The sequence below is a fragment of the Pedobacter jamesrossensis genome, from assembly GCF_042650905.1.
GTDB lineage: Bacteria > Bacteroidota > Bacteroidia > Sphingobacteriales > Sphingobacteriaceae > Pedobacter > Pedobacter jamesrossensis.
This window is the reverse complement of sequence record NZ_JBHSBY010000115.1, coordinates 1-20,343: the sequence shown is the minus strand read 5'-3', so window position 1 is coordinate 20,343 and position 20,343 is coordinate 1. Positions and strand designations below refer to the sequence as shown.

Genomic DNA, 20,343 nt, shown 5'->3' with positions numbered 1-20,343 from the left:
CACATATTTTATATCTTCGTTTGGCAACTTACAATATGAAAGTAGACAGAGAAAAGAGTGAATTTCTTGATGACATGATTGAGCAATGGCAAAACGATGGCTTAATTAGTGAAGAAACAAGTAATAAACTTCGGAAAAGCTACGAAGCCAAAAACTTCGACTGGCTACGCTTAGCGCAATATGCTTTTTGGGTTGCACTTGCCTGCGGTTTTATCGCATTGGGTTCTTTGCTTATCGATAATACCATTCTCAATTATTTAAAACGAGTTTATAATACCCCTAATATTGTAATTGCTATTGTTTCCGGAGGATTGGCTACCTGGCTTTATATTCTTGGTTTCCGCAGGAAGAAAAAGCTTCCTCATTTAAAATTTAGTAATGAGGCAATTGTATTTTCTGCAATTCTTTTAACAGCAAATGCTATTGCTTATTTCGGTAAAGCTATAGATAATGGCTCCGGAAACTTCTCTATTCTGATTTTAATCTCTGTATTTATTTATGGCGCTTTAGGCTACATATTTAATTCAAGACTGATTTGGATTTTTGCACTGATTTCTTTAGGTACATGGTTTGGTACCGAAACAGGTTATTTAAGCCGGTGGAATTATTATTTCCTCGGGATGAATTATCCGCTGAGATTTGTTGTTTTTGGAGCAGTTCTAACAGCTGCATCCTTCATAATGAAACTGAACACTAAAACGCAAACCTTCTTTCAGGTTACCTATATCGCGGGAATGGTATATCTTTTTATTTCTCTATGGGCTTTATCTGTTTTCGGCAACTTTGCAAGCTTAGAGGAATGGTACACCGTTAGGCAATTAAGCCTTTTTTACTGGGCATTAATATCTGCAGCAGTTTGTGTAGCGAGTACAGTTTTTGGTCTAAAATATCATGATGATATTGCAAGGGAGTTTGGCATCACATTTCTTTTTATAAATCTCTATACCCGTTATTTCGAATATTTTTGGGATAGTTGGCATAAGGCAATTTTCTTCTCGGTTTTGGCGGCATCTTTTTGGTTGATAGGCCGAAAAGCAGAGAAAATTTGGAATGTAGAGTTTTTGAAGTAAGAAATTAATTATTCAGCACTCATCATTGCGATGCACAAAGCAATCTTTCTACCTTATATTTCTTCTGGGATTTAAACAATACGAATTAAAAGATTATCATCAACTGTTTAGCGATTAAATAAAGTGCAAGTACATATAAAAATATTGCTATTGATTTATTAATAATTAAGCTACTCAATGCAAATTTCTCTTGAATAAAAGTCGCAAAGTGTGCGTATAAATACAATGCTCCTGCCGAGCCAAAACCAGAGCCAATAGCGAAAATAACTAGAGATAAGTAATCCGTTTCAATCCAGTTATGTAGAATTACATAGTTACCAAAGAAAAGCCAAAATGGAATTTGAACCGGGTTTAAAACACCAAGTATTAAACCATATAATACACTTCCACTTCGTTTATCTTCCTTTTTAGCACTTGTTTTGGGTACTTTTTTACGGTTTATCCAGGTAATTGTGCCCATAACAACGAACATCAGAATCATAAAGCAATCCACCAATGTTCCAAGCCGAACTTCGCTCACTGCCTCGTTTGGGTTAATATCACTCATCGCCCAGCGGGCAAAACGCATCATACCGAAAGTAAAAAAAACTTCCACACATGAAAAAGAAAGAATGAAATACCAAACCTGACGCATGCCTTTATTAATGGCAAGCTGTGCAACAGTCAAATTTATATTTCCTGGAGGGATATAACCCATTGCATTAAGGATAATGCCTATGAAAAACGTTATAAAAAGCATTTCCGAAATTATGGTTTTAAATTTAAATGCGATGCCAAATATTTTCCAGTATAAGAAGTTTTCACTTTTACTAAATCTTCTGGTGTACCTTCAAAAACAAGCTGACCTCCACCATCTCCCCCTTCCGGACCAATATCAATTACCCAATCGGCGCATTTTATCATATCCATATTATGTTCTATTACTAAAATTGTATTGCCTTGCTCTATTAAAGTATTCAAAGCTTTTAATAATTTCTTGATATCGTGAAAATGCAATCCAGTTGTTGGCTCATCAAAAATAAATAGTGTTTTGTTAGCGTTATTACCTTTAATTAGGAATGATGCTAATTTAATTCTTTGTGCCTCGCCACCAGATAATGTATTAGACGATTGGCCTAAATGAACATAGCCCAGACCAACATCAACCAGAGGATTTAATTTATTAAGAATTTTTTGTTCGTCTTTAAAGAAATCTACGGCTTCATCAATGGTCATATCCAAAATCTCGGATACGTTTTTCTCTTTGTAAGTTACATCTAAAACCTGCTGTTTAAAGCGTTTTCCACCACAAGCTTCGCAGGGCAAATAAATATCTGCCATAAACTGCATTTCAATTTTCACCTCGCCCTCACCTTGACAAACATCACAACGACCGCCTTCAACATTAAAAGAGAATGCAGCGGGCTTTAACCCTGCCGCCTTTGCAGCGGCCAAATTAGAAAACAAGGCACGAATATCGTCCCAGGCTTTAACATAGGTAACCGGATTCGAACGGCTTGAACGACCTATTGGATTCTGGTCGACCATTTCTACCGAACTAACCAAATCGTAATTACCAAAAATACCATCGTAAGAACCAGTTTGTTCGCCCGCGTAATTTCCAATAGCCTTTTGTAAAGCCGGATAAAGAATTTTCTTAACTAAACTTGTTTTGCCCGAACCCGAAACACCGCTAACTGCTGTAAATACACCGAGCGGAAATTTCACATCAATATTCTGAAGATTATTTTCTCTTGCCCCTTTAATCAGCACATGGTCTTTCCATGTACGGCGCTTTTCAGGAATTGCAATTTTCTCTAAGCCAGATAAATATCTACCAGTTAAACTGTTTTTATCTTTTAAAATTTCTTCGTAATTACCGCTGAAAACTAAATTTCCACCATGAGTTCCGGCTTCAGGACCGATATCAATAATATAATCGGCAGCACGCATCATTTCCTCTTCGTGCTCAACAACCAAAACGGTGTTACCAACATTTCTCAATGATATTAGAACTTCAATTAACTTATTTGTATCGCGAGGATGAAGTCCGATACTTGGCTCATCCAACACGTAAATTGAACCAACCAAACTACTTCCTAAAGACGTTGCAAGATTAATACGCTGCGATTCTCCACCTGAAAGTGTATTCGATAATCGATTTAGCGTTAAATAGCCCAGGCCAACGTTATTTAAATAAAGAAAGCGGTTATCAATTTCGGCTAATAATCTTTTAGCAATTTTTGCATCATTTGTATTAAGCTTTAGTTCGTTAAAAAACACCAAAGCTTTAGATAATGGCATTAAAACAACATCAATTATAGATTTTTCGGCAATTTTAACATACGAGGCATCTTTACGCAAACGCGATCCTTTACATTCGGGGCAAGTTGTTTTTCCGCGGTAGCGGGATAACATTACTCTATACTGAATTTTATAGGTTTGCTCTTCCAGTTCTTTGAAAAAAGCATCTAATCCCTGGAAATATTTGTTACCCGTCCAAAGTAATTGCTGCTCTTTTTCAGTTAAAGCACTGTACGAACGGTGAATTGGAAAATCGAATTTAGCCGATGCTTTAATAAAATTCTGCAACCAAACGCCCATTTTCTCACCACGCCAAGGAGCAATTGCATTGTCGTAAACACTCTTACTCTTGTCAGGAATAACCAAATCTTCATCAATCCCAATTACATTTCCATAACCTTCGCAACGTTTACAAGCGCCATAAGGATTATTAAACGAAAAGAAATTAGGTGTAGGTTCTTCGAAACGCATACCGTCAAGCTCAAACCTATCGCTAAAATGCTTGGTTTTACCTTCAGCCTCAACGTAGCAATCGCCTTTGCCTTCAAAAAAAGCGGTTTGAACAGAATCGGCTAACCTGTTTAAAGTTTCCTCTTCTGTGCTGGTTACAATACGATCTATAAGAATCTGTACAGTTTCATCATCGATAAGTTCAGCATCCTTAAAATCAGGATCATCCAGAACAGATTCGATTTTTAAAACTTTATTATCAATCAAAACCCTTAAAAATCCTTTTTGCAATAAAATAGCAAGTTCTTCTTTTATGGTTCTGTTATTATGCGGATAAAGTGGGCAAAAAACAGTGACTGTTGTATCTTCAAGCATTGCGCTAACGAAATCTACAACGGTACTTACCGAATCCCTTTTAACTTCTTTTCCAGAAATTGGCGAAATCGTTTTCCCAATTCGGGAAAAAAGCAATTTTAAGTAATCGTAAATTTCTGTTGATGTACCTACCGTAGATCGGGGATTTGAGGTTATTACTTTTTGTTCAATTGCAATTGCTGGTGCAATACCTTTTATATAATCAACATCGGGCTTATTCATTCTACCCATAAACTGACGGGCGTAAGACGATAAACTTTCTACGTAACGGCGTTGACCTTCAGCATATAAAGTATCGAAAGCGAGCGAAGATTTACCCGAACCAGACATACCTGTTACCACAACCAATTTATTTTTTGGAATAGCAACATCTATGTTTTTTAGGTTGTGCACACGAGCACCTTTTATAATAATATTTTTATGCGGATCTTTTTCGGCTTCTTTTTTGCTCATGTATTATTAACGATATAAAATATAACCCTTTTCCAGTGAATTGGGTTTTATAAATAATATACAAAAATAGGGTACTGAGATGGTTAATTTATTTTTTAACATTTTATTTTTTGTTTTTTGATAAAAAAAACACTTTCTTTGACTATTAACAACCTCAGAACCAAACTAACACATTCAAAAACATAGGAGAGCAGCTATAGAAATTAAACTTCTACAAATTAATTTTTAGCAAATAGTACGGGATTTAGTGTAGGTAAACCTATGAATTTACAATCATACAATGATCAGGACCTTGTAAAGTTATACATTACTGGGAACGAGAATGGATTGCAGGAACTTTTACGAAGACATAAAAGCAAAATTTATACTTCTATCTACTTATTGGTTAAAGACCAATATCTGGCGGAGGATATTTTTCAGGATGCTTTTATTAAAGTAATAAACACGCTGCGATCAGGACGATACAACGAGGAAGGCAAGTTCTTACCTTGGGTAATGCGTATTGCGCATAACTTAGTTATCGATTATTTCAGAAAAGAAAAACGAACTCCAATTATTACAAGTTCGGATGGAATGGATGTATTTAATATGCTTCACTTTTATGATGAAAGTGCAGAAGAGAAAATGCTCCGCGACCAAACCCATAAAGATTTAAAAGCAATGATTCAATTACTGCCTGATGAGCAGAAAGAAGTGCTTTTAATGCGTCATTATGCCGATCTAAGTTTCAAGGAGATAGCCGATTTAACTGATGTAAGCATTAATACTGCTTTAGGCCGAATGCGCTACGCATTAAGCAATTTGCGCAAAATGCTTAAAACAAAAGAAATGACCTACAAGGGGTAATAAAAAAGTTACACAAAATGTTTTAGGGATTGAAATAAAGCATCTGAACTATCGTTAAGTTTATAAAACTTATAACATTTAGTTGCTTATGACAAAAACCTCTACATCAAAAACAAATGTAAATTTACCAATTCAAAACATGTTTCAGTCAACAACTGATAATGAATCTGACGCGGAAATCGACTTATTTTACGATCAAATCAAAAGTAAGTTAGATGGATTGATTAAAAATCCTTCGGATGATACAATCAAAAGGATTTTAACGTACAGCAAAACAAAGTAAATTTACACGAGCTAAAAATCTGCCTTACTGAGTAAGGCAGATTTTTTTTACTTAAAAACTCAACACCTAAGCTAATTATCAGCTGCTTACAACTTTAAAGTTCTATCCTAGAATAGTCACAAATTGCTTCTATTTTGCATTTTATAGCTTGAAAAGCTATATCTTTGCTTAGTGTATTTTTAACACTAAGCATTTCTATGAACAAGAATTTAATCCCACTTACTTTAGGCGGTTTAGGCATAGGCATAACAGAGTTTGTTATGATGGGCTTACTTCCCGATATCGCTAAAGATTTACACATAACAATTCCGCAAGCTGGTCATTTAATATCTGCTTATGCCCTGGGTGTTGTAATTGGCGCACCATTATTAATTATGATTGCCGGTAAATATCCACCAAAAAAGATATTAATGGCTTTAATGGTTATGTTTACGGTATTTAATGCCTTCTCTGCATTTGCACCAACATTCGACACTTTATTTATAGCAAGATTACTCTCTGGCTTGCCTCATGGGGCTTTCTTTGGCGTTGGTTCGGTAGTAGCCAGTCGCATTGCCGAGAAAGGAAAAGCTGCACAAGCCGTTTCACTAATGTTTATGGGTTTAACAATAGCCAATATAATCGGTGTACCATTAGGCACATTCATTGGTCATAATTTTTCATGGCGAATTTCATTCGCTGTTGTAGTTGCTGTTGGTTTAATTACACTTTTAAGTCTTAAATTATGGCTACCAGCTTTAGAGGCCGCTAAAAACCGCGACTTAAAAGCAGAGCTTGGTTTCTTTAAAAAACGCGAAGCCTGGATTATAATTTTCATGATATCGATAGGTACTGGCGGCTTATTTACCTGGTACAGCTACATTGCTCCATTAATGACTGAAGTTGCAGGCTTTTCGGAAAATGCGGTAACCTATATATTAATGCTTGCAGGTTTAGGCATGATGGCGGGTAATTACCTCGGCGGAATACTTGCAGATAAATATTCTCCTGCAAAAGCATCAGCTACTTTACTAATAGCAATGGTTATTACGCTGATTATTGTACATTTTGTATCAGAAAATCAGGTTTTATCCTTAATAATGACATTCGTTACCGGAGCAGTTTCGTTTTCTTTAGCAGCACCGATTCAAATGTTAATGATACAATCGGCTAAAGGGTCAGAAATGCTTGCCGCATCTGCAAGTCAGGCAAGTTTTAATATTGGCAATGCTTTAGGTGCATTTTTTGGTGGCTTACCTTTAGTTTACGGTTTCGATTACACCTCGCCTGCTTATGTTGGCGCAGCGATGGCTTTAATAGGTTCGCTATTTGCATTTTGGTTAATAAAAAGTAATCAAACTGTAGAAGTTGGCGAAAAAACCCCTGTAGTTTCTTTTCACTAATTAGAAAATCAGCGTGCAGCAGTGCTAAAAATTATTAGCCCTGCTGCACGCTTTATCTTTTTGTGAAAGATTTGATACTAAATTTAAGTTTCTGCAACCAAAAAGTATATCGCTTACATCAGGTTTATAATTAATGACTACAGCTATCTAAGCCAAAATGGCTAATCAACTTTGACGAAAAGGTTTGTTATTAGAAATTCATTTAGTTATTAAACCTGGATTCATACCAATCATATAACATTTGTATTTCGCAATGGGTTTTAAAAGACTAAGCCATATTCTTAAATCGTTTTGATTACGTTTTCAATTTCTTTGATTAATTCTTGATTCTTAGAAAACTGATTGGCTAACTCCGGTGCGATGTTTCCTCTGATCAAATTTTGCCTATTTGCTCTGCCAAATTATCATTTGAAATAAGAAGCTCTATTATTGAGTTTTTAAGGCTTATATCGGTATACATAAATTTGAAAAAAAAAATTACAGAACATAACGTTCCCGTTTTGGGAACAAATTAGTATATTTGTTAAATATGCGAGTGATAGCCATAAAAACTCTAAAAGATTATATTGATGAATTCCATCAGGCAGAACAAGCGTTATTAAGCTGGCATGAAGAGGCTGCTTCTGCACTATGGAATAACCCAAATGAATTAAAAGCACAATATAAAAATGCTTCTATACTTAATGAAAAAAGAGTTGTATTTAATATCCATGGTAATAGTTATCGCTTAATCGTAGATATAGAATATCGATTAAAAATTGTTTTTATTGTCTGGTTTGGATCGCATAATCAATATGATAAAATTAACGCTAAAACAATTAGTTATGTTAAAACCAATTAAAACTGAGAAAGAATACGATAATGCTCTGGCTCATGTATATGAGTTGATGCAAACTAACATCATAGAGGGCTCTGCAATTTCTGATGAATTAGAAATCTTAAGCCTATTAGTCAAAGAATATGAACTAGTACATTATCCTGTTTCTTATCCAAATCCAATAGAAGCTATCAAATTTCGAATGGAACAAATGAACTTATCTGAAAATGAACTAAGTAAATTATTGGGTACACGTTCAAGAAAATCTGAGGTCCTATCAGGGAAAAGAAAACTAAGTCTTTCTATGATTCGAAAATTAACTGATATACTTCATATACCTGCTGAAGTCCTAATACAAGCTTATTAATTGTTCTATGATGAATGATTAAATAATTTTTGACCAAAAGTTACTATATCCATTCTATGACAATTGCAGCTAAAAACGTAAGATTAAACCAACCAATTTAATTTTGGTTCTTATATTTGCCGATGCTTAAAAAAGAACGTTACAAACTTTTTGTAGAACATTTTTCAGCGAAGCAGCCAGATGCTGAAACTGAATTACATTATAATAATCCGTACCAACTTTTGGTTGCGGTAATTCTTTCTGCACAATGCACCGATAAAAGAGTGAATATGGTTACACCTGCTCTTTTTAAACGTTTTCCAAATGCAAAAGCTTTGGGAGAGGTTACACCAGATATTGTTTTCGATTATATTAGAAGTATTAGCTACCCAAATAATAAGGCAAAACATTTAGTTGGCATGGCTAATATTTTACTTAACGAGTTTAACGATATTGTACCATCAAATATTGATGATTTACAAAAAATGCCAGGCGTAGGTCGAAAAACTGCAAATGTAATTGCTTCTGTAATTTACAATGCACCTGCAATGGCGGTTGATACCCATGTTTTTAGAGTTGCCAATCGTTTAGGCTTAACTAATGGTAAAACGCCCCTGGCTGTTGAAAAAGATTTGGTCAAAAACCTACCTAAGCAGGATATTCATATTGCTCATCATTGGCTAATTTTACATGGCCGCTATGTTTGTGTAGCCAGAAGCCCCAAATGTGATGTTTGTGAAATTACCTATATGTGCAGATATTTTGAACGTTTAACTGCACAACAAGAAAGAGATAGACTAAAAGTCTAAAATTATTTTCAATTTACTATTGACATTAGTTAAAAAACAGTTAACTTAGCTAAATATTTTAGCATTATTACTTATTAACATCCGAGCATATTAGCCGAGTATTCAATTATATTTACCGCAACAAATAACATAAAAATGGCAAGCGCAAATCCTGATAAATTAAAAGCCCTACAATTAACTTTAGATAAATTAGAAAAATCTTATGGTAAAGGCACCATAATGAAACTTGGCGATACTGCTATTGAACCAATTGATTTTATTTCTACAGGTTCAATTAGTTTAGATATTGCTTTAGGCATTGGTGGTATTCCAAAAGGTCGTGTAATTGAAATTTATGGCCCAGAATCTTCTGGTAAAACAACTTTGGCAACACATATTATAGCAGAAGCGCAGAAAAAAGGCGGTATCGCTGCATTTATTGATGCGGAACACGCTTTTGACCAGTTTTATGCAAAGAAATTAGGTGTTGATACAGATAACCTTTTAATCTCTCAACCAGATAATGGTGAGCAGGCTTTAGAAATTGCTGATAACTTAATTCGCTCTGGCGCAATTGATGTGATTGTGATTGACTCTGTTGCTGCCCTGGTACCAAAAAGTGAAATTGAAGGTGAAATGGGGGATAGTAAAATGGGTTTACATGCCCGTTTAATGAGTCAGGCATTACGTAAATTAACTGGAACAATTTCCAAAACGGGATGTTGCTGTATTTTCATTAACCAGTTACGTGATAAAATTGGCGTTATGTTTGGCAATCCCGAAACAACAACTGGTGGTAACGCTTTAAAATTCTATGCTTCAGTTCGTTTAGATATTCGTCGTATTTCTCAGATTAAAGATTCTGACGAAGTTTCTGGTAACCGTGTTAAAGTAAAAATCGTTAAAAATAAAGTAGCACCACCTTTCCGTATTGCAGAATTTGATGTAATGTTTGGAGAAGGCATTTCTAAAAATGGTGAAATTGTAGATTTAGGTGTTGATTTTGGTATCATCAAAAAAGCAGGTTCTTGGTACTCTTATGGTGATACAAAACTTGGACAAGGAAGAGATGCTGTTAAACAACTTTTAAGTGACAACCCTGAATTGGCAGATGAATTAGAAATTAAAATTAAAGCCGAAGTAACTGGCGAAAAATTACAAGAAAAATAGTTCAAATAAGAATAAACACAAATAAGGCCGAGATGATTATCCCGGCCTTATTTGTGTTTAAAGGAATTTGTTTTTAATTCGTATCCTGACTAAAAACGGCGTTAAAATCTTTTGTTACGTAAACAATAACCAATATAGCCGCAATTAGTAATGCGCCTAAAATGATGACGCCCCAACTACCTTTAAGTTTATTTTTATCTTTTCTAATTAAATAGTATAAAATCCCTATAAGAGGAATTGCACAAACTATCCAAAATACTAATGATGCTCCTGTCATATAATTCAATTTTCAGTTGGCAATTTTCAAACCAACAATAAACAATTTATCAATAAAATAATTATTCAGTTTACAGTTTTCAATTATCAGTTAATCCATTTCAACAATTAACAGGCTCTCAGCTTCTGAGGCAGCAAGAAAAGAATTATCCAGGGATAAAATCCAGTTAACCAATTTCAACAATTAACCGATTAACCTTTACTAAAACTCCATTCTCGCCATTGGCGAAACTTCTTGCCCAACAAAATCTTGTTTTAAAAATTTTTGATAACCCGCAATGGCGATCATCCCTGCATTATCCGTACAATACTGAAAAGCAGGAATATAAACTTTCCAACCCAATTCATCAGCCGCTTGCTGCAATGTATTTCTCAAACCAGAATTCGCAGATACGCCTCCAGCAATTGCAACCTCTTTAATATTATATTGCTTTGCTGCTTTCCTAAGCTTATTCATCAAAATCTGAATAATGCTATACTGAACTGAAGCACAAATATCGGCTAAATTTTCGACAATGAAATTTGGATTTTCCTTTTCCTGTTTTCTTATAAAATAAAGAATTGAAGTTTTAAATCCGCTGAAGCTAAAATTCAAATCGGCAATTTGTGGCTCTGCAAATCTAAATGCTTTTGGATTACCTAATTGCGCATGTTTATCGATTAAAGGTCCACCAGGATATGGTAAATTAAGAATCTTAGCAGTTTTATCAAAAGCCTCCCCTGCTGCATCATCTAAAGTCTCGCCTACAATTTCCATATCAAAATAATCCTTAACCAGAACTATCTGCGTATGACCGCCAGAAACGGTTAAACATAGAAAGGGAAAATTTGGCTTAGGTTCATCGATAAAATGCGCCAAAATATGCGCATGCATATGATTGACAGAAATTAGCGGTATATTTAAAGCCATTGCAAAAGATTTAGCGAAAGAAACCCCAACCAAAAGTGAACCCAACAAACCTGGTCCGCGTGTAAAAGCGACTGCAGTTATGTCCTGTTTTGTGACACCTGCATTCTTTAACGCTTGCGCAACGGCAGGAACAATATTTTGCTGATGTACCCTTGAAGCTAATTCAGGGATTACACCACCATAATTTTCATGAATTGTTTGGTTTGCAATAACATTGGCCGTAATTTTGCCGTTGTTACAAATAGCGACAGATGTATCATCGCAAGAAGACTCGATAGCAAGTATAACAGACAAATTATTTTTATTTAAGCTGCAAAATTATTAAAAAACTATTTAAAATACTCCTTTGGGTAATTGCATCAATAATCTTGCTGCTTGCGCTACTTATTTTTTCATTGCAATTTAAGCCAGTGCAAACTTTTTTTGCAAAAAAAGCAGCTGCCTATTTATCAAAGGAGCTTCATACCACTGTTTCTATTAAGAGCCTATATATTAAGCCTTTCAAATCCATCGTGTTCGAAGAATTGCTAGTAATGGACCTTCAAAAAGACACATTACTGAGCGCTCCTGCACTAATGGTCGATATTAATCAATTATCTATAGATAAAAAAATAATTAATATTAATACCATACAACTTAATAACGGAACCTTTTTCTTAAAAGATTTCAAAGATAATTCTTCTAATCTCGATTTCATTATTAATTATTTCGATTCTGGTAAGCCGAGTGTAAAAGATCCGAATAAAAAACCTTACAAAATAAATTTCGGCCGATTTATAATTAATAAACTTAATTTCAAATATAGAAATTACAAAGCCAAAGATTCTTTGCAGGGCAAAAGCGTAAACTTTGACAACGTTGATGTTAAGGAGCTAAGCGTGATTTTGGAAGGATTAGATACTAAAAACCACCTATTCAAAACCAACATTAAAAACTTAACGTTGAAAGAAAAAAGTGGTTTCTATTTAAAAAACCTGACTGCAGAAACCACTGTAGATTCTAATGCAATAGAGCTTAAAAATTTATTACTAGTGACCAACCAAAGCAGGCTGACCAACTATTATCAAATGAAGTTTAAGACTTTTAAAGACTTTAACCATTACATTGATAACGTTAGGATGAAAGCTGTTTTTAAAGACAGTCATATTACTTCCAAAGATGTTGCCTTTTTTGCACCAGATTTGAATGACATGAAACTTGATATCGATGTAGACGGACAGATAACAGGGTTGGTAAATAATCTCAGAGCAAAAAAGCTATCCGTTAAATCTGGTAAAGCAACTTACATAAAAGGCGATTTCATTATTAAAGGTTTGCCTAAATGGAAGGAAACTTTTATGGATTTAAACATAGAAATGGCTGGAACCAACAAGACGGATTTGGATGAAGTTTTAGCCGGCATAACTGGAAACAAGAAAAAAGTAATCCCATCTATTATAAATAAATTTGGCAACATTAATTTTAATGGAAGCTTCACAGGTTTCCAAAATGATTTTATTGCATATGGCGAATTCAAAACTAAATTAGGCAGAGTTGTTTCTGATGTAAACATGAAAATCGACAAAAACGATGTTCCATCTTACACCGGAAGTGTAAAAACTTATGATTTTAACATCGGCAACTTACTTGATGAGAAAAGCTTAGGTAGGGTAACTTCTTCATTAAACGTTAAGGGTCGCGGTACAGAACTTAAATATCTTTCGGAAAAGCTAAACGGAGACATTGCATACATCGATTTTAACAATTACCGATACAGAAATGTTAAAATTGATGGAACTTTTGATAAAAAATATTTTAACGGTAAACTAAGCATTAATGATAAAAACATAAAATTACTTTTCGACGGTGGGGTAAATTTAAACCCCAAACTACCGATTTTCAATTTTAATGCAACCATTACAGGTGCAAGGTTAAAAGCATTAAACTTATTAAAAGATTCATTACGTGTTGATGCTAAATTCAACACTAATTTTTCTGGAACTGACCTGAACAATATTGAAGGTAAATTACGCATTCAAGAAATAACGCTAAGAAACTCTAAAGGAACCTATAGTATAGATTCTGTAGAACTTACTGCAAACGGAACTGGTGTTGCTCGTAATTTAACTATCAAATCAGATATTCTGGATGCCAGTATTAATGGCAAGTACGACTTAAATTCTATTGGTTCTTACTATAAAGCCATTGCTAAAACTTACGTTCCGTCTTTCCAAACAAAGATTATAAAATATAACGAGCAGATTTTTGAGTTTAATTTGAAAATTAAAAAATTCGAGCCCCTTGCTCAGCTTATTTCGCCAGGTTTAGAAATTAACGAAGGGGCAAATTTTATTGGTAATTTCGATTCGAGAAATAACACAGCAACGCTGAATGGATTTATCAAAAATCTTAAATATCAAGGTGTTATTGTTAATAATATTATCATTGATGAAAATACTACTCCACAACAACTTCAACTAAATTTAACTTCGGATAGAGTACAGCTAAACGATAGCCTGTTTATAAAAGATGTTAATATATCCAATATTTTGCGGAATGATAGTCTAGCTTTCAACTTAAAAATGTCTAACGCTGAAGAAGACAATCAGCTGGATTTAAACGGACTAGTAGAGTTTACCAAAAATCAAGATACCACTGCGAGATTGAGTATCTTACCATCTATATTAAAAATCAATAGCGAAGAATGGCGAATTGAGGAGAAAGTACGCATCATTTTAAACAACGGCAAAACCGAAATCAAAAACTTTGATTTAGCTAATGGCAATCAGCAAATTACGATTAACGGCTTAATATCTGAAGACCCAAAAGACTTGCTACAAGTTGGATTTAAAGACTTCAGTTTAAAAACCATAAACCCTTTTACGAAAGGATTTGGGGTAAAGTTAGCTGGAAATGTTAATGGGAAGACAGATTTATATGGCATTTTGAAGGCACCCAGAGTAACAGATGATCTTAAAATTGACTCATTAAACTTTAACGATATCTATATTGGTACACTAACCGATACTTCATCTTTTAACAATACAACTAATCGAGTGAATGTTTTCACGAGGATTATGGCTGATGATTCAGAAACATTCAAACTAACCGGAAATTTAGATCTTAAAGAGAAAGATATAGATCTAAATGTTAAAATGGATGATAGTAAATTAACAATCTTCGAGCCTTTTGTTAAAAAACTTGTATCCAATTTAAAGGGGAATGTTTCCTCTGATTTAACTGTTAAAGGTAAATTCGATAATCCCAAAATTAATGGTACACTTTCATTAGACAAAGCTCAATTAACAGTAAACTACCTTAAAACTACTTATGTTATCAGTGATGAGGTGGAGGTAGAGAATAGCGCAATTAATCTTGACAACTTTAAGCTAGAAGATCTTGAAGGACACGAAGCTACTGCAAATGGTTCAGTAGATTTGAACAACATTGACGACCCAATGTTAAAAGTAATCGTAAATGCCAAAAACCTGATGGCATTAAACACAACAAATAAGGATAATTCGGTTTACTACGGAAAAGCTTATGGTACTGGTGTATTCCAATTTAATGGACCAACCAGCAAAATGAAGATTGATATCAAAGCCAAAACTGAAAAGGGAACAGTATTTAATTTACCTTTAAACAGTTCAGAAACGGTGTCTGATAAAGATTTTATAAACTTTATTAGTTTGGATTCGGCTAAGATTGTTAAAAAATCAACATCTTTCGAGGGCTTAACATTAACATTTAAGCTAACGATAGACCCTAATACAACCGCAAACATATTTACCACACTTGGTAACCTTAGTGGAAAAGGTAACGCAGAATTAAACCTGAATATTAACAGTCTTGGTGATTTTGAAATGTCTGGAGATTACATTATCGAAACTGGAAGTTTCGACTTTACCGCTCAGGAGGTTATCAACAAGAAATTTGAAATCAGGCAAGGCGGAACAATTAGATGGACAGGAAATCCAACCGCTGCACAGATAAACCTTAAAGCGGTATATGCTTTAAGGGCGAATTTAAACGAACTTTACAAAGCCGCAAACCGTGATGCTAGTAGTAATGCCAATCAACGTGTAAATACCGAGGTTGAAATGGGTTTAACTGGCCTACTATTGCAACCAGACATTAAGCTTGATATTAATTTCCCGGCACAACCTGCAATTAAAGAAGAATTACAAACTTATTTCAGCGACCAGAACAACCTAAATCTACAAGCTTTCAGTCTAATTATCAGAAGAAGTTTTGCACCTGGCAATGGTGGAGAGTCTATTGGAAAACAGCTGAGTTCAAGTGTATCAAGTACAGCAACCGAATTAGTATTTAATCAATTTAATAATGTATTATCATCATTAAACTTAAACTTTGTCGATTTAAACGTAAAATCTTTAAGTGAGGCTAATGCATCTTTTAAATTTTTTAACGACCGCTTAATTGTTAACGCAGGTATTGTTGATAGAAATAGTTTAAATGATTTTACAGTAATTGATTTTGCTGATAGAAATGTTGGCAGTGAGGTCGAAGCTTTATTCCTGATTAAAAAAGATGGAAGCTTAACTGGTAAATTGGCGAATAAACCACCAACGCAGCAAAGTATTTTCTTAAATAGCGGTATTAGCGCAACAGCTAATGTGACTTCAGTGGGCTTAGTTTACACGCAACAGTTTGATACTTTTAAAGAATTCCTGCAGAAACTTACAGGTTCTTATAGAAGGAACCTGAGAAAAAAACAAGCCGAACAGCCTGTTAAAACAAACAAATCTATTAACAAAGAAGCCATTATTAATCAGAGCAAAAACAATCAGAGGAGATAGTTTTAAGTTTGCAGTTTCGACAACTGCAAACTTAAAATTGAATTAACCTTTCATAATGGAATGACCCATTTTATCTCTTTTAGTTTTCAAATAACGTTCGTTGTGTACATTACTTTCAATCTCGATTGGAATATTTTCTACAACTTCTAAACCGTACCCTACCAAACCAGCACGTTTTGTAGGATTATTACTCATTAAGCGCATTTTGGTTACCCCTTGTGATCTTAAAATTTGAGCACCAACTCCATAATCACGTTCATCACCTTTAAAGCCTAATTTTATATTCGCTTCAACGGTATCAAAACCTGCATCCTGTAAATTGTATGAACGTAATTTGTTTATTAAGCCTATACCACGCCCTTCCTGATTCATATAAACAACAACACCCTTTCCTTCTTTTTCAATCATTTCTAAAGCCTTGTGTAATTGAGGCCCGCAATCGCAACGGCATGAACCAAAGATATCTCCTGTTACACAAGAACTATGTACACGGGCAAGAATAGGCTCTCCCTCTTTCCACTCGCCTTTAGATATTGCAAGATGAGTTGCATTATTATCAAGCTGTGTATAGGCAGTCATCTTAAAATCGCCCCAGGCTGTTGGTAAATCGATGGTAACTTCTTGCTTAACTAAACTATCTATCCCTAATCTATAAGCTATGAGGTCTTCAATAGAAATAATTTTTAATTGATGCTGCTCTGCTATTTTAAATAAATCTGGTAAGCGAGCCATTTCACCATCTTCTTTCAAAATCTCAACTAAAAGCCCAGCAGGTTTCATTCCTGCAAGTCGTGCTAAATCAACTGCCGCTTCTGTATGACCGGCTCTTCTAATTACACCACCATCTTTTGCTATTAGTGGAAAAATATGTCCTGGTCTTCCTAATTCCTCGGGTTTTGTATTTGGATTTACCAACGCAAGCATTGTTTTAGAACGATCGCTGGCAGAAATACCTGTTGTGCAACCATAACCAACCAAATCTACTGAAACCGTAAAGTTGGTTTCGTAAGCTGCTGTGTTTTTACCAACCATCAAATTCAGGTTAAGTTCAACACAGCGTTCTTCTGTTAATGGCGCACAAATTAAACCACGACCATAAGTAGCCATGAAATTAATAACCTCTGGCGTAGCATTTTCCGCAGCAGTTAAAAAATCACCTTCATTCTCTCTGTCTTCATCATCTACAACGATAATAACTTTACCGGCTTTGATATCTTCAATAGCCTCCTGTATGGTATTTAATTTTGTTTGCATTTTTTGTAGAGTACAATATTTTTTAATGGCTAGAGCTTATAAAATGCTGTTTAACGTGTTATTAGCTCACCACTAATTGAATACAAATGTACAACCTTATTAAACAATATAATTAAGAATATATCATTTAGAAGTAAAGGAAAAAACAGCTTAAGAACGCTGCTTAATTTTGAAAAGTTTTATAAAAAATTGCTTGTAATAATTCACATCAAATAAAGCCGAGTCTACTGTTGCTTTATAGGTTAAAAACACTGCAAGTGGGGTTAGCAAAATAAAGGCAATCCACATTCCGAAAACCGGATTAATAGAACCTTCTCTTGCAGATTTTTCGGCAACTGTAGTAACAATATGATATATTAGGAAAAAACAGATGGCAATTACAACTGGTAAGCCCATTCCTCCTTTTCTAATAATGGCACCTAAAGGCGCACCAATAAAAAACAGCAAAATACAAGATGCAGCTAAAGTAAATTTGCGTTGATATTCTACGCTGGTAAAAATAATTTCACCCCTTAAATCTTCTTGCCGTGGTGCACCGTTCGATAAACTTTGTGTCATTACTGAAACAGTATTAGCAGCGTTCTGAATACTGGCAAGCCGTGAACCATTAGGAATGCTTTTTAACATCACATCGTCTATTTTTTTCGGAACTACTTTTAACTTTGTATAACCCATGGCAAGGTTATTCTGCTTAAAATTATTACCGAGCGATCTGGCATTATTACGATTCAGTGTATCCATTTGTTTAGTCAATGAATCACGTTTTTTATCAATTCCCTTTAAATTAAGCATTACCGTACTGTTGCCAAAAGCATTTTGATCGGTCTTCTGCAAATCAAAAGACTTCATATCAAATTTAGGTTCTGTTTCTTTAAATCTCGTTCTTGATAAAATCTGCCTAGGATTGTAAACACCGTTCGTATTCGATTGTTCTTCGTACGTTACTCCATTCTTAAGATTAAAAACCAAATAAACACCATCTTTCGATTTCTTCATCTCCCCTTCTTTTGCCATAATAATTTTAGGAATACCGTTAGTGCCTTTATGATCATAAATCATAATGCCATACATTTTCCCATCTTCATCCTTACTATCAACCCGAATAGAATAATCCGGAATGCTGTTATTAAAAACACCTGGTTTAATTAAAAATGCAAGTTTTTTATTTCTGACATCATACATCAAGGAATAAAACTTCAAGTTTGCCTTTGGTAGAATATAATTCGAGAAAAAGAAAGAGCTTAATGTTAACAATAGAATTAAAACGATGAGTGGCCGCATGGCTTTTTGAAGCGAAATACCAGCTGATTTTATAGCAACCAGTTCATAGTTTTCACCAAGCGTACCGAAAGTCATAATAGAAGAAAGCAATACAGAGAGTGGCAGCGCCATTGAGATTTGTACCATTGATTGGTAGTACATTAACTCAAGTATAGTATACCATTCGAAACCTTTTCCTATTAAATCATCTACATATTTAAAAAGAAAAAACATTAACAGAATAAACATCACCACAAAAAAAGTAGTGATGAACGGCCTGATGAATGTTTTAATTATTAGAATATGTATCTTTTTCACCTTACAAAGGTAAACAAAGCAGAATAAATATTATGCACCTAAAACGCTGATCAGATAATCAATCTGGTTATCCCAAATTAATTTTTTCTCAGCAAGTAAATCGTCTGTAGAAAAATCTGTAATTGCAAGAGCAACATCGTTGGTTAGCTCATCTTGTACAATTTCCATTTCGAAATAACATTGCGGCTCATCGTCTAACCACTTAAATTTAACAAGTTTGTTCTCTTTTATCGAAACAAGCTTTGCTTTTTGCTCCTCATCATCCCACGTAAAAGTATAAACTTGGTCGCGAAAATTTACATCGTCGGCAAACCATTGTGATAAGCCATTTGGCTCACTAATAAAACTATACAGTATTCGTGGTGACGATTTAACCTCGTACTCTAGCGTAAATTTTTTCTTTTCTGCCATGTTAATTCATTACCAGAATTATCTTCCGGAGTATTTTTTTTATTTTATTTTTCTAAAGAAAGGTATTTTATTCTATATTTGCAACTCCAAAAAATAACCACCTAAATATTTGATAATATAAGCAAATATTTTTACTCGGCGGGGTAGCTCAGATGGTTAGAGCGCAGGATTCATAACCCTGAGGTCGGCAGTTCGATCCTGCTCCCCGCTACATTGACTATCAAGCCTTTAACTATAAAAAGTTAAAGGCTTTTTTATTTAGGGTACAACATAGGTACAACAAAATATAGCTTCTAATACGCATCAAGCTCATTCCTAAAATTTCTATTTCCTGATTAAATCGCCATTTTATTATTTATGAATTGATTTTTTTATATTCGAAGTATGGATAATGAATTTTCTGCAAAATTTGTTTGCATGGAAAGTGAAGCTTGGTATGCAATGATTAAAACGGCCGTCACACAAATACGGGCGGAAGATAAGGCAGCAAAAGAAGATAAATGGATTTCTGACGAAAAGGCTTCAAATCTTCTTGACGGCGCAAGTACATCTACCTTGTTGAGATTGCGCAACAGCGGCAAAATCAAATTTACTCAGCCTACCAGAAAGCTGATTTTATATGATCGAGATTCGATCATGGCTTATCTAAATAAAGGCACCCATGAAACGTTTTGATATGGAAGAAAGAGACATTTTTAATGAGTCGGAATATATCGAAGGCTTCAATCTTGGATATAGGATGACGAAAGATTTTCCTGAATTGGCAGAATTTCTGGATTATACCCGTGGTCAAAATGATAAGCTCGATGGACTGAAAGATGGCAGGCAACAATTTTTAGAAGAAAAACTCCA

17 protein-coding genes and 1 tRNA gene are annotated in these 20,343 nt (G+C 34.5%); 11 read left to right on the top strand and 7 right to left on the bottom strand.

All coding sequences use genetic code 11. From position 1 onward, the window contains the following. Positions 1-35: 35 nt before the first annotated feature. Positions 36-1,070, top strand: a complete 1,035-nt coding sequence (locus ACFOUY_RS11965; RefSeq protein ID WP_378960907.1) for a DUF2157 domain-containing protein — start codon at positions 36-38, stop codon at positions 1,068-1,070. Positions 1,071-1,155: 85 nt separating this feature from the next. On the opposite strand, the gene ACFOUY_RS11960 is transcribed toward ACFOUY_RS11965, so the two are convergent. Continuing rightward, positions 1,156-1,809 carry a LysE family transporter gene (locus ACFOUY_RS11960; protein WP_378960906.1) on the bottom strand — a complete coding sequence of 218 codons (654 nt, stop codon included), beginning with the start codon at positions 1,807-1,809 and terminating at the stop codon, positions 1,156-1,158. An 8-nt stretch (positions 1,810-1,817) separates the two neighbouring features. Then, positions 1,818-4,631: an excinuclease ABC subunit UvrA gene (uvrA, locus tag ACFOUY_RS11955; protein ID WP_378960904.1), complete on the bottom strand. Its 2,814-nt coding sequence runs from the start codon at positions 4,629-4,631 to the stop codon at positions 1,818-1,820. A gap of 261 nt (positions 4,632-4,892) precedes the next feature. On the opposite strand from uvrA, the gene ACFOUY_RS11950 reads away from it, so the two are divergent. The 7 genes from ACFOUY_RS11950 to recA all read left to right on the top strand — a co-directional run bounded on the left by ACFOUY_RS11950 (position 4,893) and on the right by recA (position 10,263). Further along, complete coding sequence (locus ACFOUY_RS11950; protein WP_378960902.1) at positions 4,893-5,477, top strand: RNA polymerase sigma factor; 585 nt, start codon at positions 4,893-4,895, stop codon at positions 5,475-5,477. Between the two features lie 88 nt (positions 5,478-5,565). Then, the gene (locus ACFOUY_RS11945; protein WP_378960900.1) at positions 5,566-5,760 is read left to right on the top strand and encodes a hypothetical protein; all 195 of its coding nucleotides are present in this window, start codon (positions 5,566-5,568) and stop codon (positions 5,758-5,760) included. 197 nt (positions 5,761-5,957) lie between these two features. Next, positions 5,958-7,142: an MFS transporter gene (locus ACFOUY_RS11940; RefSeq protein WP_378960898.1), complete on the top strand. Its 1,185-nt coding sequence runs from the start codon at positions 5,958-5,960 to the stop codon at positions 7,140-7,142. A gap of 529 nt (positions 7,143-7,671) precedes the next feature. After that, entirely contained in the window at positions 7,672-7,983 is a 312-nt protein-coding gene (locus ACFOUY_RS11935) for a type II toxin-antitoxin system HigB family toxin (protein WP_378960896.1), read from the top strand. After that, complete coding sequence (locus tag ACFOUY_RS11930) at positions 7,967-8,326, top strand: helix-turn-helix domain-containing protein (RefSeq protein WP_378960894.1); 360 nt, start codon at positions 7,967-7,969, stop codon at positions 8,324-8,326. Before ACFOUY_RS11935 ends, ACFOUY_RS11930 begins: the two co-directional genes overlap by 17 nt. Positions 8,327-8,448: 122 nt before the next feature. Further along, positions 8,449-9,114: an endonuclease III gene (gene nth, locus ACFOUY_RS11925; protein WP_378960892.1), complete on the top strand. Its 666-nt coding sequence runs from the start codon at positions 8,449-8,451 to the stop codon at positions 9,112-9,114. 135 nt (positions 9,115-9,249) lie between these two features. Beyond that, entirely contained in the window at positions 9,250-10,263 is a 1,014-nt protein-coding gene (gene recA, locus ACFOUY_RS11920; protein WP_378960890.1) for a recombinase RecA, read from the top strand. 73 nt (positions 10,264-10,336) lie between these two features. Here recA and ACFOUY_RS11915 read toward each other — a convergent pair whose 3' ends face one another. Next, positions 10,337-10,540: a hypothetical protein gene (locus tag ACFOUY_RS11915; protein WP_378960888.1), complete on the bottom strand. Its 204-nt coding sequence runs from the start codon at positions 10,538-10,540 to the stop codon at positions 10,337-10,339. 201 nt (positions 10,541-10,741) lie between these two features. After that, a complete protein-coding gene (tsaD, locus tag ACFOUY_RS11910; protein WP_378960886.1) occupies positions 10,742-11,743 on the bottom strand; it encodes a tRNA (adenosine(37)-N6)-threonylcarbamoyltransferase complex transferase subunit TsaD in 1,002 nt (333 codons plus the stop codon). A gap of 116 nt (positions 11,744-11,859) precedes the next feature. Between tsaD and ACFOUY_RS11905 the strand changes: the two genes are divergently transcribed. Beyond that, positions 11,860-16,248: a translocation/assembly module TamB domain-containing protein gene (locus ACFOUY_RS11905; protein WP_378960884.1), complete on the top strand. Its 4,389-nt coding sequence runs from the start codon at positions 11,860-11,862 to the stop codon at positions 16,246-16,248. A gap of 42 nt (positions 16,249-16,290) precedes the next feature. Here the strand turns inward: ACFOUY_RS11905 and ACFOUY_RS11900 are convergent, their stop codons facing one another. The 3 genes from ACFOUY_RS11900 to ACFOUY_RS11890 form a co-directional block, all read right to left on the bottom strand. Beyond that, complete coding sequence (locus ACFOUY_RS11900) at positions 16,291-17,502, bottom strand: bifunctional 3,4-dihydroxy-2-butanone-4-phosphate synthase/GTP cyclohydrolase II (protein ID WP_378960882.1); 1,212 nt, start codon at positions 17,500-17,502, stop codon at positions 16,291-16,293. Between the two features lie 150 nt (positions 17,503-17,652). Continuing rightward, the gene (locus ACFOUY_RS11895; protein WP_378960880.1) at positions 17,653-19,080 is read right to left on the bottom strand and encodes an LptF/LptG family permease; all 1,428 of its coding nucleotides are present in this window, start codon (positions 19,078-19,080) and stop codon (positions 17,653-17,655) included. Positions 19,081-19,110: 30 nt separating this feature from the next. Then, on the bottom strand, positions 19,111-19,491 hold the full coding sequence (locus ACFOUY_RS11890; protein WP_378960878.1) for an START-like domain-containing protein: 381 nt from the start codon (positions 19,489-19,491) through the stop codon (positions 19,111-19,113). Positions 19,492-19,628: 137 nt separating this feature from the next. Here ACFOUY_RS11890 and ACFOUY_RS11885 point away from each other — a divergent pair. Both ACFOUY_RS11885 and ACFOUY_RS11880 read left to right on the top strand, forming a co-directional pair. Further along, positions 19,629-19,702 (top strand) — tRNA-Met (locus tag ACFOUY_RS11885). Between the two features lie 173 nt (positions 19,703-19,875). After that, entirely contained in the window at positions 19,876-20,166 is a 291-nt protein-coding gene (locus tag ACFOUY_RS11880; RefSeq protein ID WP_378960876.1) for a DNA-binding protein, read from the top strand. Positions 20,167-20,343: the final 177 nt, after the last annotated feature.

Bases quoted from the DNA above. Each gene is read 5' to 3' on its own strand.
- ACFOUY_RS11965 (WP_378960907.1), top strand. From the start codon at position 36: ATGAAAGTAGACAGAGAAAAGAGTGAATTTCTTGATGACATGATTGAG.
- ACFOUY_RS11935 (WP_378960896.1), top strand. From the start codon at position 7,672: ATGCGAGTGATAGCCATAAAAACTCTAAAAGATTATATTGATGAATTC.
- ACFOUY_RS11945 (WP_378960900.1), top strand. From the start codon at position 5,566: ATGACAAAAACCTCTACATCAAAAACAAATGTAAATTTACCAATTCAA.
- ACFOUY_RS11960 (WP_378960906.1), bottom strand. From the start codon at position 1,809: ATGCTTTTTATAACGTTTTTCATAGGCATTATCCTTAATGCAATGGGT.
- ACFOUY_RS11930 (WP_378960894.1), top strand. From the start codon at position 7,967: ATGTTAAAACCAATTAAAACTGAGAAAGAATACGATAATGCTCTGGCT.
- uvrA (WP_378960904.1), bottom strand. From the start codon at position 4,631: ATGAGCAAAAAAGAAGCCGAAAAAGATCCGCATAAAAATATTATTATA.
- ACFOUY_RS11940 (WP_378960898.1), top strand. From the start codon at position 5,958: ATGAACAAGAATTTAATCCCACTTACTTTAGGCGGTTTAGGCATAGGC.
- ACFOUY_RS11900 (WP_378960882.1), bottom strand. From the start codon at position 17,502: ATGCAAACAAAATTAAATACCATACAGGAGGCTATTGAAGATATCAAA.
- ACFOUY_RS11950 (WP_378960902.1), top strand. From the start codon at position 4,893: ATGAATTTACAATCATACAATGATCAGGACCTTGTAAAGTTATACATT.
- ACFOUY_RS11890 (WP_378960878.1), bottom strand. From the start codon at position 19,491: ATGGCAGAAAAGAAAAAATTTACGCTAGAGTACGAGGTTAAATCGTCA.
- ACFOUY_RS11915 (WP_378960888.1), bottom strand. From the start codon at position 10,540: ATGACAGGAGCATCATTAGTATTTTGGATAGTTTGTGCAATTCCTCTT.
- nth (WP_378960892.1), top strand. From the start codon at position 8,449: ATGCTTAAAAAAGAACGTTACAAACTTTTTGTAGAACATTTTTCAGCG.
- recA (WP_378960890.1), top strand. From the start codon at position 9,250: ATGGCAAGCGCAAATCCTGATAAATTAAAAGCCCTACAATTAACTTTA.
- ACFOUY_RS11880 (WP_378960876.1), top strand. From the start codon at position 19,876: ATGGATAATGAATTTTCTGCAAAATTTGTTTGCATGGAAAGTGAAGCT.